A 12,652-nucleotide genomic window follows, 5' to 3' on the forward strand; every position below is an offset into this window, starting at 1 on the left:
AACGAGGTAGCAATGACGCGCCGAGTGACTGTTGTTTCCCTGCTCACTGCCCTGATCGCGGCTCTTTTCGTCCCCACCGCCACGGCCGCGCCGAAGTATCGGAACTACGTCTCACTCGGAGATTCGTTCGTCTCCGGACCCTTCATCCCGCTCCAGCGGCTCGACCCGCTGAGCTGCTTCAAGTCGACGCAGAACTACCCGTCCGTCGTCGCCAGGAAGCTCGGCATCGCCAACTTCACCGACATCTCGTGCGGTGGCGCGCAGACCAAGGACATGGCCGGCGTGCAAAGCGGCATCCCCGGCCAGTCGGTGCCGCAGTTCTCCGCGCTGAAGCCCGACACGGACCTCGTCACGGTGTCCATCGGCGGCAACGACATCGGCTTCATGGACATCATCGTCACGTGCGCCGGTAAGAGCCTGCTCGACCCGCACGGCGCACCCTGCAAGGCCAACTACGGCGACGAGCTCGCCCAGCGCGTCAACGCCACCGCCGCCAAGGTGGCCGCCGTGCTCGCGGGCATCAAGCAGCGTTCCCCGAAGGCCAAGGTCGTCGTGGTCGGCTACCTGCGGATCCTGCCGCCGTCCGGTGGCTGCTGGCCGATCGTGCCCATCTCCTCTGGCGACGTGCCGTATCTCGACAACGTGCAGAAGCAGCTCAACGGAATGCTCGGCGCCCAGGCGAGGGCCGCCGGTGCCACGTTCGTGAACCCCTACGACATCAGCCTCGGTCGCGACACGTGCGCGGCACCGTGGGACAAGTGGGTCGAGGGAATCATCCCGACCAGCCTCGCGTTCCCGGTTCACCCGAATGCCAGTGGCATGGCAGCGGTGGGTAAGCAGGTCGCCGCTGCACTGAGCGCGACGGAATCAACGACCACCTAGTTGCACGCAGTTAATGCGATCTACACGATCTGGTGTTATCGCTGAGTGAGCTGGAGATTCGGGTCTTCGCCGCGCCACAGTGAGGGCATGGTGAAGACCCGACTCCTGCTTGCCTGCCTTGCGTTCACCGCGCCGCTCGTCCCCGCGACTGCGTCCGCCGCACCTCTGCCCGCGACCAGCCTGGTGCTGTCGACGCGGTCGGAGATGGGCAGGTACAGCAACACCACGCAGTTGATCTGCGAACCCGCTGGGGGCCGGCACAAGAAGGCCAAGGAGGCCTGTGCCGATCTCGCCACTGTGGACGGCGACTTCACCAAGCTGACCGCAAGCGGCGCCATGTGCACCATGGAGATGAACGCCACGAAGGCGACGATGCGCGGCAAGTGGCGCGGCAAGAAGGTCTTCCGCGAAGAGACCTACTCCAACCCGTGCGTGCTGCGGGTGAACACCGGCAGCGTGTTCGATTACTAGACCGCGTTCGCCGGTGTCCCGCCGCACCGCCGTCGCGGCGGGACACCGGCCAACGCACTCATCCAGGCAGACCCCATGACGGTGCCGGAGCACCGATCACGGGTCCGACCTTCAGGTCCGGCTTGTCCCCGCCGCGGTGGATGACAGCTTCCTCACCGCGTCGCAGCTCGATGCGCAGATCTCCGTTGGGCAGCACCGAAAAACGCTTCGGCCGACCCCACCTGTCGCGCACCACCGGATCCTTGATGTCCGTGCGCACCACGCACGGCGCACCGGCCTCGCTGCGTAGCTTGATCCACCGCGTGGCGCCCTTCTGTCGGGACGCGCTGAGCAGGAACGCGCCCTGCGTCCGGAAGTTGTCCAGCGAGATCTCCGGCCACGCCGCAGGAACCGCCGGGAACACCCGGATCACGTCGCCCCAGCTCTGGCAGAGCATGTCGTACATGGACTGCACGGCCGACAACGGCGTCTCGATGACCGGACCGGACTCCTGGTACATCGTGTTCGGCTTGATGTACCGCCGCATCAGCTCGCCGAGGTAGAAGTCCGCCTTGTCACCGCGCAACATCTGCGCGGAGATCGAAGCGGCACCCGTGAACGTGTAGCCCTGCAACGCGCCCTCGAAGCTGATCCAGTGGTTCAGCGACGTCTCGATGACCTGCCGCTGCGCCGGGTCCTCCCACGTGATCTCGTACAACGGGTAGATCTGCAGCAGGTGCGAGTAGTGCCGGTGCGACTTCGCGAACGGCACACCCGCGCCGATCATGTACCCGTTCTTGTCCACCGGGTACGGCGTGAGGTTCGCGAGCGTGTCCCGCCACTTCGGAATCAGCGGATCGTTGATGCGCAACGACTTCGCGGACTCCAGCAGCGTCTGGCAGCCCCATCGGATGAGCGCGAGGTCGTAGTTGCAGTCCGGCGCGTTGACGCCGTACTCGGGCGAGAACGTGATCGGCAGGTGCCACTTGCCGTCCGCGCCCTTGGCGAGGAAGTGGAAGTAGTAGTTGATGGCCCTGCGCAGCAACGGGAACAGCACGTTGCGCAGCACCCGGTCGTCCATCGTGTGCCGGTAGGTGAGCCAGACGTTGTGCATCGTCCAGGTCAGGTTGCCGACCTCGGGCGTCGGCACGTCCTTGCCGGGAATGCCCACGCCGTAACCGGAGTTGCCGATGCCCGCGCCGTTGTTGAGCACGGTGTCGGTGGTGCGCGGAATGCCGGCGGAGTCGTGCCGGTACTCCGCCGGCACCTGCTCCACCAGCACGTCGCGGTACCGGTCGATCGAGTACGTGACGGCGTCGAAGTCGACGTGGTTGGAGCCGTGGATCAGCCAGTACTCCAGCTGCACGTTGAGGTTCCACCACGTGTTCGGCCACGGCGTGTTCTCGAGCCACGGCCCGCAGGTCGCGATCGCAGGCGCTTCTTTCCGTGCCGCGGAAGCGAACTTGTAGAGCTGGATCCAGTAGAACGCCTGCAGTCGCTTGTCCGGAATGGACAGGAAGCTCTTGCGGTAGAAGTCGTGCCACCACAACCGGTGGTCGACGGCCAGTCCCTCGATCGAGCCGCACCGGACGTTGCCGATGGCCTTGCGCACGGCCTTCTTGTCGGGGTGCGACCACGTGACACTGGTGAAGAGCGTGCGCCGAGTGCCACGCGTGACCTCGCGCCACGCCGTCACGTGCTCGCCGCCCGCGTTCAACGGCTGCACGGCCAGTTGGACGTCACCGGAGCTGGTGAGCTGCACGGGCGGGTTGTCGGTGAAGCCGGCGGGCGGCGGGCGGTTCCACTTCGGGTCGGTGCGCGGGCTGATCCCCTTGAGCGGGTGGAAGACCCACTTGAACGCGCGCTCGCCCTCGCTGGCCTGGACGTCGATGGCGTAGAGGTCGCGCTTGGTGTGGATGAACGCCCTGATCCGCAGGCTGCCGGCCGCGGTCGTGATCGTGCCGGTCAGCTCGGCGTTCCACAGGTCCATGCGCAGGTCGACGCCGGTGATCGCGCCGACGGGTTCGAGGGTGAAGTAGCCGATGGGCAGCCGGGCGAGGCCGAACAGCGCCCCGAACTCCGGCCGGTGGTCCTGCACCTGGGAGTGCTGGACGTTGAATCTGATGGCGTTGGCGTTCGGCTCGGCGTAGATGCCGGAACCCAGGTACCCGTTGCCGAGGTACGGGCCCTCGAACCAGGTGGCGGGCATCTTCTTCCAGATGAGATCCGATGACCCGATGAAGTCACGCCAGTTGAAATCGTCGCCGGCCGATGCGATGTCAGGGAGCAGCGCACTGCCCGCTACCCCGGCCAACGCGCCTCCGATCAGCGTGCGCCGGTTGAGTTCGACCACGTTCGGGCACCTCACTTCGATGTGCGGTCAGGTCCTCGCGGCGGCGATTCATCGGATCTTTCGTGAGTACCCAGCCAGAGTCAAGAGGTGGCCATGGGCATGGCGCCGGCTTCGCGGCCACGTCCTTGACGAACTTGGTTTGTGATGCAAACCTGATTGCAATCGAGTGCAGTCGGGGGACTGACCATGACCGAGGATCCGAAGAGCCTGCTCACCGAGCTGAGCGAGATGCGCAAACGCGCCCGCGCCGACCGGCACGGCTACTGGCTGCCGTTCCTGCTGTTCGGGTTGATCACGCTGGGAGCGACGCCGTTCTACACGCCGAAGCTGTGCGTGGAGAGTGGGCAGGACCCGGAGCTCGTACAACCACACGTGTGCTCGTGGAGCTCGGCGGACCAGCACTGGCTCTACAACTGGCTGCACCCGACCGGTCAGATGAGCGGACCGACGTTCGGCTTCCACCCGACCGTCGCCGCGGACATCTACTGGATCATCGCGTTGCTGTGCGGCTATCTCGCGGTCGTCTGGTGGTACCGGTGGCGCGCGGCGCAGGTCGGCGTGGAGACGCCCACCAGGGTCTACGCCCAGGTCACGATCTTCATGCTGGTGCTGCCGCTGATCGGTGTCCCGGTGCTGAGCGAGCTGTTCTTCGGACGGGTGGGCTGGCAGATCGCGCTGCCGGTCACCGTGGCGGTGATCGTGGCGGCGACGTGGCGGGTGCGCAGCGTCTGGTTCACGCTCGCGGTGCTCGCACTGTTCGCTCTCGCGCACTTCGCCACGTTCTACCCGTACGGGCCGATGTTCGTGCTGGCCGCGGGCCTCGCCGGGCTCGCCTACCTGGAGCGCAGCGTGGTGTGCACGGTCACCGTGGCGATCTTCACCGCGGTCGTGATCTTCGTGAACGAGGCCGGCCGGTTCTTCTTCTACTGGCCGTTCGACGTGGAACACTTCGCGAGCACCGCCCTGCCCGCACTCGTCCTCCTGGTCGGAGGGATCATCGGGTCCGTGCGGCGAGAGATGGCGCGATGAGCGAGAACCCCACGGCGGGACTGGACGACACGGTCCACCAGCGACACCGGCTCGGCGTGCTGACCATCGCCGCCGAGGCGAAACGGGTCGAGTTCTCCTACCTGAAGTCGGCGCTGGAGCTGACGGCGGGCAACCTGTCGCGGCACATCACCGTGCTGGAGCAGGCCGGTCTGGTCGAGGTGGAGAAGGGCTACGAGGGCAAACGCCCCAAGACGTGGCTGCACATCACCGACGCCGGCCGCACCGCGCTCGCCGCGGAGATGGCCGCGTTGCGGGCACTGCTCGACCGCCACGACGGCCGCTAGAACTGCCTGCGGTACACGGAAACGTCGTCGCGCCAGACGCCGAACGCGTCTGGCGCCGACTGCACGATCGTCATCTCGTTGAGGTGGCCGAGAATCCGCCACGCCCGCGCAACCGCTTGCGAGCCCGCGTAGGCGATCGTGCAGAACCGGCGCGGCTCGACGACCGTGCGCACGCGGTCGACCTTGCCGACGCTCATCGGCGTGTCCTGCCACAGGTCCAATGTGTACCCGGTGCGGATGGGATCACCCGATCCCAGCACGCCTTCGATGGCGACGACCAGCCGGTCGCCTTCGAGGCGCAGGTCGTAGTGACCGCTGAGGGGAGGCGTGCCGCCGGTGTAGGCGGAGCGCGCCGGATCGAGCACCCAGTGGCCGAGAAACGGCACGAGGTCGTCACTCATATGTGTCTCCTTCGCGGAACCTGCGGCACTGGCGGATTGTCCGGCGCATCGAGGTGGGCGACCATCACCCGATGAGTTATGAGACGGGCGTTCGGTGGAAGTGGATACCGTTCGTCGTGCTCGCGTTCGTGCTGCTGAGCTGGCTCGTGTTCGAGGCACTCGACCTCATCGACTTCGAGGGAGTCGTGACGTGGGTGCGCGGCATCGACCCGGTGTGGGCGGCAGTGGCGATCTTCGCCCTGCTCGTCGTGGACGTGCTGCTGCCCGTGCCGTCCACTCCGCTGATCGTGCTGGCGGGAACGGCACTCGGCCTGCCGCTCGGGCTGGCACTCGCAGTCATCGGATCCCTGGGTTCCTCTGCCGCAGGATACGCGCTCGGCAGGTATGCCGGACCGCGGTTGGTGCGCCGCGTTGTAACCATTGAGGAACTAACCGAAATGCGGCGCTGGGGCCGTCAGTTCGGGCCCTGGTTCTTCGGGGTGGCCCGCGGCATTCCGATGATGGCGGAGACGGTCTCGGTGTCCGCCGGGGTGTCGCGGGTGCCGTTCCGGACTTTCCTGCTGTTCACCCTCCTCGGGACCGTCCCGATTTGTGCCGCCTACGTGTTCGCGGGGTCGCAGGCGGAGACGGTCGAGGAGATCGTGATGATCTGCGCGGCCGGCTTGTTGCTGACCGTCGGACTGTTCTACCTGCTGCGCCGGTTCGTGAAGGCTGCGCCCTAGAAAAATCGCTGGCGCGGCGTGGTTGTATGAGTGTGCGCCCGGTGCGCAGCAGAGGGTTACTTCCGGTGATACTCAGGTTCGAACCCTGAAGCCGGCTTCGGCCGGTCTTCGCTCACTCCGGTGAGCACGTCACCTTCTGCGACTCGATCTCGGGCGCCCCACAACTCCACATCAGCCGGAAATTAATCGCTGGCGCGGTGTGGTTGCATAGAAATCGCACCCGGTGCGAAGCCAACGGTTACTTCGCCTCAAAACCGCAAAAGCCGTTGGCGACTTTGATCTCGGGAGCGCACAACTCCACACGTGTCCGGTGCGAAGCAGAGGGTTACTTCCACTTTTAATGGGCGGGTTGCAGGTTCGAATCCTGCCGGCCACTGGCCGTAGCTCAAACTGGCAGAGCAGCAACGTACCTTCCGCGACCTTGATCTCGGACACGTGTGGGGTTTGTGGGCTCCCCTTTCTTTGTCCTGAGGGGGAAGAGCCGATGGCGAAGTTCAACATCTTTCGCGCACGTCCGGCGGGCACCAGCCCGGTCGCCACGGCGCCGGCACCGTCCGGTCGCACCTATGAGGGCGGCGACGGCTACGCCCGCGACACGAAGTCCGAGCTGTTCCTGCTCGCCGTGTCGAACATGGGCGGCGAGAACACCTTCTACGAGTCCGGTGGTCAGCGCGACACCCGGTTCGCGAACCTCGTCCACCAGGCCGCGCTCGCGGATCCCGAATGGACCGCGCGCCTGCTGAAGTGGCTGCGCAGCGAGGCGAACATGCGCACCGCGTCGCTCGTCGGCGCGGCCGAGTTCGTCTACGCGCGGCTCGTGGCCTCCTCGGACGCGGGTGTCACCAACCGTGCGGTCATCGACTCGGTGCTGCAGCGCGCGGACGAGCCGGGCGAGCTCCTCGCCTACTGGACGGGCGCGAACGGCCGGAGCGTGCCGAAGCCGATCAAGCGCGGCATCGCCGACGCGGTGCAGCGGCTCTACGACGAGCGCGCGGTCCTCAAGTGGGACAGCGACGCCCGCGGCTTCCGCATGGCCGACGTGCTGAACCTCGTGCACCCCTCGCCCGCGGCCGACTGGCAGGGCGCGCTGTTCCAGTACGTGCTGGACCGGCGCCGCGACGCCGAGGTGGCGCTTCCCGAGCAGCTGCAGATGGTCGTGGCACGTCGTGAGCTCATGGCGTGGCCGGTCGAGCAGCGGCGTGCGCTCTTCACCCGTCCCGACGCGGCCGACGTGCTGCGCCGGGCCGGGATGACGTGGGAGGCCGTGGCCGGGTGGCTGCAGGGTCCGCTGACCCGTGAGGTGTGGGAGGCGCTCGCACCGTCCATGGGTTACATGGCCCTGCTGCGCAACCTCCGGAACTTCGACGAGGCAGGCATGTCCGACGAGGTGGCGGCGGCTGTGGCGGCACAGCTGGCCGACCCCGGCCAGGTCGCGCGCTCGCGGCAGTTCCCGTTCCGGTTCCTGTCGGCGTACGAGGCGGCACCGAGCCTGCGCTGGGGCCACGCCCTGGACCAGGCGCTGCAGGCGTCGCTCGGCAACCTGCCCGCACTGCCGGGCCGGTCGCTGATCCTCGTCGACACCTCGGCGTCGATGACGCAGGGCGCGTTCTCGGCGAAGTCGAAGGTCACCCCGGCCAAGGCCGCGGCGGTCTTCGGTGTCGCACTGGGCGCGAAGGGCGAGCAGGTCGACGTCGTCGGGTTCGCGGACGGCACCTTCCGGCACGACGTCCCGCGCGGGGCCTCGGTCATCCGCGGGGTCGACCGGTTCCTGAAGCGGATCGGTGAGGTCGGGCACGGCACCGACATCATCGGGTCGCTGCAGCGCACCTACCGGGGCCACGACCGGGTGTTCATCATCTCGGACATGCAGACGATCAGCGGGCACTACAGCCAGCGCGTCTCGGACGCGGTGCCGGCGCACGTGCCGATCTACGGCTTCAACCTGAACGGGTACAAGCAGGCCGCGTACGCGACCGGCAAGGCCAACCGCCACGAGTTCGGCGGCCTGACGGACGCAACATTCCGCATGGTGCCCCTGCTCGAAGCGGGGCAGAACGCCGACTGGCCGTTCTGATCAACAGTGCCGTTGAGATAGCGCTAACTATCGGTTAGCGCTATCTCAGGGTATTCTCGGCCGATGGACTTCAACGTGTTCGCCAAGGCGTGCCCGTCACGCCCGACGCTGGAGCACGTCACCGGCAGGTGGGGCAGCCTGACGATGGGCGCGCTCGTGGACGGTCCGCTGCGGTTCAACGAACTGCGCCGCCGGGTCGACGGGGTCAGCGAGAAGATGCTGTCCCAGACGCTGCACGCGCTGGAGCGCGACGGGCTCGTGCACCGCGACGCGCAGCCGACGAACCCGCCGCGCGTCGACTACACCCTCACGCCGCTCGGGCGCGAGACGGCGGAGCGGTTGCTGTCGCTGATCCACCTGCTCGAGGAGCGCATGCCCGACGTGCTCGAAGCACAGCGCGCGTACGACACCCGCAAGTAGGCACCGTCAGCACTCGATCACGTTGACGGCGAGGCCACCGCGCGCGGTTTCCTTGTACTTCACCGACATGTCCTTGCCGGTGTCGCGCATGGTCTTGATGACCTTGTCCAGCGAGACGAAGTGCGAGCCGTCGCCGCGCAACGCCATGCGCACAGCGGTGATCGCCTTGATCGACGCCACGGCGTTGCGCTCGATGCACGGGATCTGCACCAGACCGCCGATGGGGTCGCAGGTGAGACCGAGGTTGTGCTCCATGGCGATCTCGGCGGCGTTCTCGACCTGTTCCGGGGTGCCACCGAGCACTTCGGCGAGACCGCCGGCCGCCATCGAGCACGCCGAACCGACCTCGCCCTGGCAACCGACCTCGGCACCGGAGATCGACGCGTTCTCCTTGAACAGCACGCCGATCGCGCCCGCCGTGAGCAGGAACCGGACGACGCCGTCGTCGTTGGCTCCCGGCACGAACTTCGTGTAGTAGTGCAGGACCGCGGGCACGATGCCGGCCGCGCCGTTCGTCGGCGCGGTGACGACCCGGCCGCCCGCCGCGTTCTCCTCGTTGACCGCCAACGCGAAGAGCGTCACCCAGTCCATGACCCGCAGCGGGTCGGTGACGAAGTGCTCGCTCTCCAGCCGCTTGCGCATCTCGGCCGCGCGGCGGCGAACCTTGAGACCGCCGGGCAGGACGCCGTGCTCGGTGCAGCCGCGTTCCACGCACTCCTGCATCACGTGCCAGATGTGCAGAAGTCCTTGCCGCACCTCGTCTTCTGACCGCCACGACAGCTCGTTGGCCATCATGATCTCGCTGATCGACAGACCCGTCTCCCGGCAGCGCGCGAGCAGCTCGTCGCCGGTCAGGAACGGGTGCGGCAACGGCGTGGTGTCCGGTTTGATCCGGTCGGTGCCCGACGCGTTCTCGTCGACGACGAAGCCGCCGCCGATCGAGTAGTAGACGGCGTGCTCGACGGACTCGTCACCCCGGTACGCCTCAAAGCTCATCCCGTTGGGGTGCAACGGAAGCGACTTGCGCCGGTGCATGACGAGGTCGCGGTCGTGCACGAAGTCGATCTCGTGCACGCCGCCGAGCTTCAGCCGTCCGCTCGTGACGATCTCCTCGACGCGAACGGCCGCGACCGTGGGATCGACTTCTTCCGGCAGGTTGCTTTCGAGGCCGAGGAACACGGCCTTCGGGCTGCCGTGGCCGTGCCCGGTCGCGCCGAGCGAGCCGAACAGCTCGACGTGCACGCGGTCCACTTCGGACGCTCGGGCCCCGAGCTTCTCGACGAACATCGCGGCGGCACGCATCGGGCCGACCGTGTGGGAGCTGGACGGCCCGATGCCGACGGAGAAAAGGTCGAAAACGCTGATCGCCACTGATCAGTCCTTCGTGGTGGGGTTGTTCAGTCAGTCTTTGGTGAGCTCGGCGTACTTCGCCGCCGTGAGCAGGTTCTCCGCCGACTCGACGCGCACCTTGAACAGCCAGCCGGCACCGTACGGCTCGTTGTTGATGATCGCCGGGTCGTCCACGACAGCGCTGTTGACCTCGATCACCTCACCGGTGACGGGCGAGAACAGGTCGCTGACCGACTTGGTGCTCTCGAGCTCGCCGCACACCTCGTTGGAGACGACCTTCGCGCCGACCTCGGGGAGCTGAACGAAGACGATGTCACCGAGCGCGTCTGCGGCGTACTCGGTGATTCCGCAGGTCAACGGATCCTGGGTACCCGGCGTCCAGTCGACCCACTCGTGTTCGTGGGTGTAGAGCAGGTTCTCGGGGAACTCCACGGCGACTCCTCTGGCTGTGACGGGTCAGGAAACTTGCGCCCCCTCCGCCGTGCAGAGTTGCCTACCCCGAGCGGTCTTGCTGCCTGAGAGTGTGCGGGAGCTTGCCCCTTCGGCGCCTCGACTGCTGCGTCGAGGTCTCTCCCACTCGGGTTCTGGTGCCTCGCGGGCACCGCGGCCGGTCTTCAGTTCTCGGCGCGAACGCTATGTGCGGCCACTGCCGAGTGTCAACGCGGGACGGTCGATCGGCACGCGGGCGTGGCCCACATCGCTCTGTTCCAAGTGAACAACCACACAGTGGCCGGATAGTGCGAACCGCACAGTGACATGACCTTCCGGCTGCCTCACATTGTGAGACAGAGGCCAGCCCGAACGGAGGAGTCATCGTGCGGATCGCAGTTCCCCGCGAGATCAAGAACCACGAGTACCGCGTCGCTCTCACCCCGGCCGGTGCCCACGAACTGACCAGCCGCGGCCACGACGTCTTCGTCGAGCAGGGCGCCGGCCTCGGTTCCGCCATCACCGACGAGGAGTACCTCGCCGCGGGCGCCAAGATCCTCGCTTCCGCCGATGACGTCTGGGCCGAGGGCGACATGGTCCTCAAGGTGAAGGAGCCGATCGCGGAGGAGTACCCGCGACTGCGCGCCGGGCAGACCCTCTTCACGTACCTGCACCTCGCCGCCGACAAGCCGCTGACCGAGGCCCTGCTGGCGTCGGGCACCACGGCCATCGCCTACGAGACCGTGCAGCTGCCGAACCGCGCGCTGCCGCTGCTCGCCCCGATGTCCGAGGTCGCGGGCCGCCTCGCCCCGCAGGTCGGCGCGTTCTCCCTGATGAAGCCCTCCGGCGGCCGCGGCGTGCTGCCCGGTGGCGTCCCCGGCGTCGCCCCGGCCCGCGTGGTCGTGATCGGCGGCGGCGTGGCGGGCATCAACGCCGCCACCATCGCCGTCGGCATGGGCGCGGACGTGCAGATCCTCGACACCAACGTCGACCGCCTGCGCCAGATCGACGCCCAGTTCCAGGGCCGTCTGCGCACGCTGGCCTCGAACTCGTTCGCGATCGAGCAGGCCGTCCGCGAGGCCGACCTGGTCATCGGCGCCGTCCTCGTGCCGGGTGCCGCCGCGCCGAAGCTCGTCTCGAACGCGCTGGTCGCCGACATGAAGCCGGGCTCGGTGCTCGTCGACATCGCCATCGACCAGGGCGGCTGCTTCGAGGACTCGCGTCCTACCACGCACGCCGAGCCGACCTACGAGGTCCACAACTCGGTCTTCTACTGCGTGGCGAACATGCCGGGCGCCGTCCCGCGCACTTCGACCTACGCGCTGACCAACGTGACGCTGCCGTACGCTGTCGCGCTGGCCGACAAGGGCTGGGAGCAGGCGCTGAAGGACGACCGTTCGCTGGCCCTGGGCCTCAACGCCCACGCCGGCCAGCTGACCAACGGCCCGGTGGCCGAGGCGACCGGCCTCGTGCACACGCCGCTGGAGTCCGTGGTCTGAAAGCCAACTGAATGAATGAGGCCCCCGCACGCGATCACGCTGCGGGGGTTTCGCTATCTGAGTGCCACGACCCTGGCCTTGATGCCGTCGATCACGCAGTTCAGCCCGAACTCGAACTGCCCCTCCAGCGACCACACCGCCTGGTCGTTCAGCATCTCGACGTAGCGGGGGTGCTTCTCCCGGTAGAGCTCGGCGATCTTCCCGAGGTCCGGCGGCGGGGCGTCCATCCCGCCCCTCGCGCTGAAGTTCACCTCGGCGATCGCGTACCCGATGACGTAGCTCGACACCGTCGACACCGACTTCGCGGCAGCGGCCATCGACAAACCGGTGCGCAGCATGGGTTCGAGCATCGAGTCGGCCATCGCCACTGCTTTCGGGCCGATGGTGGTGAACTCGCCGATGCCGCGGACCCACCACGGGTGTTTCAGCGCGACACGACGCAGCGAGTGCATCAGCGCGCGCAACGCCGGCTCCCAGTCGGCGTCGGGAGCCGGCAGGTCGAGCTCGCCGTAGATCTCGTCGAGGCACAGCTCCAGCAACGCGTCCTTGGTCGGCACGTGCCAGTAGAGCGACATCGGGGCAGCGCCCAGTTCCGCGGCGAGCTTGCGCATGGAGAGCTTCTGCAGGCCGTGCTCGTCCAGCACTTCCAGGGCCTTGCGGACGATCGCCTCCCGGCTCAGGCCGAGAGGCTGTCCGCTACCGGGCCTGGGTTTGCTGAACCACACGCTGTCCACAGGC

The 12,652-nt window shown here is 67.4% G+C and carries 13 protein-coding genes, 1 tRNA gene and 1 riboswitch; of the genes, 9 read left to right on the forward strand and 5 right to left on the reverse strand.

Annotation, left to right across the window (positions count from 1 at the left end; genetic code table 11):
• Positions 1–12 precede the first annotated feature (12 nt).
• Positions 13–882: an SGNH/GDSL hydrolase family protein gene (locus DI276_RS28865; RefSeq protein WP_112269015.1), complete on the forward strand. Its 870-nt coding sequence runs from the start codon at positions 13–15 to the stop codon at positions 880–882.
• 87 nt (positions 883–969) lie between these two features.
• On the forward strand, positions 970–1,353 hold the full coding sequence (locus tag DI276_RS28870; protein WP_112269017.1) for an SSI family serine proteinase inhibitor: 384 nt from the start codon (positions 970–972) through the stop codon (positions 1,351–1,353).
• A gap of 58 nt (positions 1,354–1,411) precedes the next feature.
• On the opposite strand, the gene DI276_RS28875 is transcribed toward DI276_RS28870, so the two are convergent.
• Positions 1,412–3,685, reverse strand: a complete 2,274-nt coding sequence (locus DI276_RS28875; protein ID WP_112269019.1) for a glycosyl hydrolase family 95 catalytic domain-containing protein — start codon at positions 3,683–3,685, stop codon at positions 1,412–1,414.
• Between the two features lie 186 nt (positions 3,686–3,871).
• Here DI276_RS28875 and DI276_RS28880 point away from each other — a divergent pair, with 186 nt between their 5' ends.
• Both DI276_RS28880 and DI276_RS28885 read left to right on the forward strand, forming a co-directional pair.
• Positions 3,872–4,714: a hypothetical protein gene (locus tag DI276_RS28880; protein ID WP_112269021.1), complete on the forward strand. Its 843-nt coding sequence runs from the start codon at positions 3,872–3,874 to the stop codon at positions 4,712–4,714.
• The gene (locus DI276_RS28885) at positions 4,711–5,019 is read left to right on the forward strand and encodes a winged helix-turn-helix domain-containing protein (protein ID WP_112269023.1); all 309 of its coding nucleotides are present in this window, start codon (positions 4,711–4,713) and stop codon (positions 5,017–5,019) included. The genes DI276_RS28880 and DI276_RS28885 overlap by 4 nt, the downstream gene beginning before the upstream one ends.
• On the opposite strand, the gene DI276_RS28890 is transcribed toward DI276_RS28885, so the two are convergent.
• A complete protein-coding gene (locus tag DI276_RS28890; protein ID WP_112269025.1) occupies positions 5,016–5,420 on the reverse strand; it encodes a hypothetical protein in 405 nt (134 codons plus the stop codon). The two genes, DI276_RS28885 and DI276_RS28890, sit on opposite strands and share 4 nt — an antisense overlap.
• A gap of 71 nt (positions 5,421–5,491) precedes the next feature.
• Between DI276_RS28890 and DI276_RS28895 the strand changes: the two genes are divergently transcribed.
• The 4 genes from DI276_RS28895 to DI276_RS28905 all read left to right on the forward strand — a co-directional run bounded on the left by DI276_RS28895 (position 5,492) and on the right by DI276_RS28905 (position 8,636).
• The gene (locus DI276_RS28895) at positions 5,492–6,142 is read left to right on the forward strand and encodes a TVP38/TMEM64 family protein (protein ID WP_157985015.1); all 651 of its coding nucleotides are present in this window, start codon (positions 5,492–5,494) and stop codon (positions 6,140–6,142) included.
• A gap of 303 nt (positions 6,143–6,445) precedes the next feature.
• Positions 6,446–6,518 (forward strand) — tRNA-Ser (locus DI276_RS50280).
• Between the two features lie 108 nt (positions 6,519–6,626).
• Positions 6,627–8,216: a TROVE domain-containing protein gene (locus DI276_RS28900; protein WP_112269029.1), complete on the forward strand. Its 1,590-nt coding sequence runs from the start codon at positions 6,627–6,629 to the stop codon at positions 8,214–8,216.
• A gap of 63 nt (positions 8,217–8,279) precedes the next feature.
• Positions 8,280–8,636 (forward strand): winged helix-turn-helix transcriptional regulator, encoded by a 357-nt coding sequence (locus DI276_RS28905; RefSeq protein ID WP_112269031.1) that lies wholly within the window; start codon positions 8,280–8,282, stop codon positions 8,634–8,636.
• A gap of 6 nt (positions 8,637–8,642) precedes the next feature.
• Here DI276_RS28905 and DI276_RS28910 read toward each other — a convergent pair whose 3' ends face one another.
• Both DI276_RS28910 and gcvH read right to left on the reverse strand, forming a co-directional pair.
• The gene (locus DI276_RS28910) at positions 8,643–10,007 is read right to left on the reverse strand and encodes an L-serine ammonia-lyase (protein ID WP_112269033.1); all 1,365 of its coding nucleotides are present in this window, start codon (positions 10,005–10,007) and stop codon (positions 8,643–8,645) included.
• A gap of 30 nt (positions 10,008–10,037) precedes the next feature.
• Positions 10,038–10,418 (reverse strand): glycine cleavage system protein GcvH, encoded by a 381-nt coding sequence (gene gcvH, locus DI276_RS28915; RefSeq protein ID WP_112269035.1) that lies wholly within the window; start codon positions 10,416–10,418, stop codon positions 10,038–10,040.
• A 61-nt stretch (positions 10,419–10,479) separates the two neighbouring features.
• Positions 10,480–10,572: riboswitch (glycine riboswitch) on the reverse strand.
• A gap of 229 nt (positions 10,573–10,801) precedes the next feature.
• Here gcvH and ald point away from each other — a divergent pair.
• The gene (ald, locus tag DI276_RS28920; RefSeq protein WP_112269037.1) at positions 10,802–11,914 is read left to right on the forward strand and encodes an alanine dehydrogenase; all 1,113 of its coding nucleotides are present in this window, start codon (positions 10,802–10,804) and stop codon (positions 11,912–11,914) included.
• 53 nt (positions 11,915–11,967) lie between these two features.
• Here ald and DI276_RS28925 read toward each other — a convergent pair whose 3' ends face one another.
• Positions 11,968–12,648, reverse strand: a complete 681-nt coding sequence (locus DI276_RS28925) for a TetR/AcrR family transcriptional regulator (RefSeq protein ID WP_112269039.1) — start codon at positions 12,646–12,648, stop codon at positions 11,968–11,970.
• Positions 12,649–12,652: the final 4 nt, after the last annotated feature.

The organism is Lentzea terrae, assembly GCF_003265345.1.
GTDB classification, from domain to species: Bacteria; Actinomycetota; Actinomycetes; order Mycobacteriales; family Pseudonocardiaceae; genus Lentzea; species Lentzea terrae.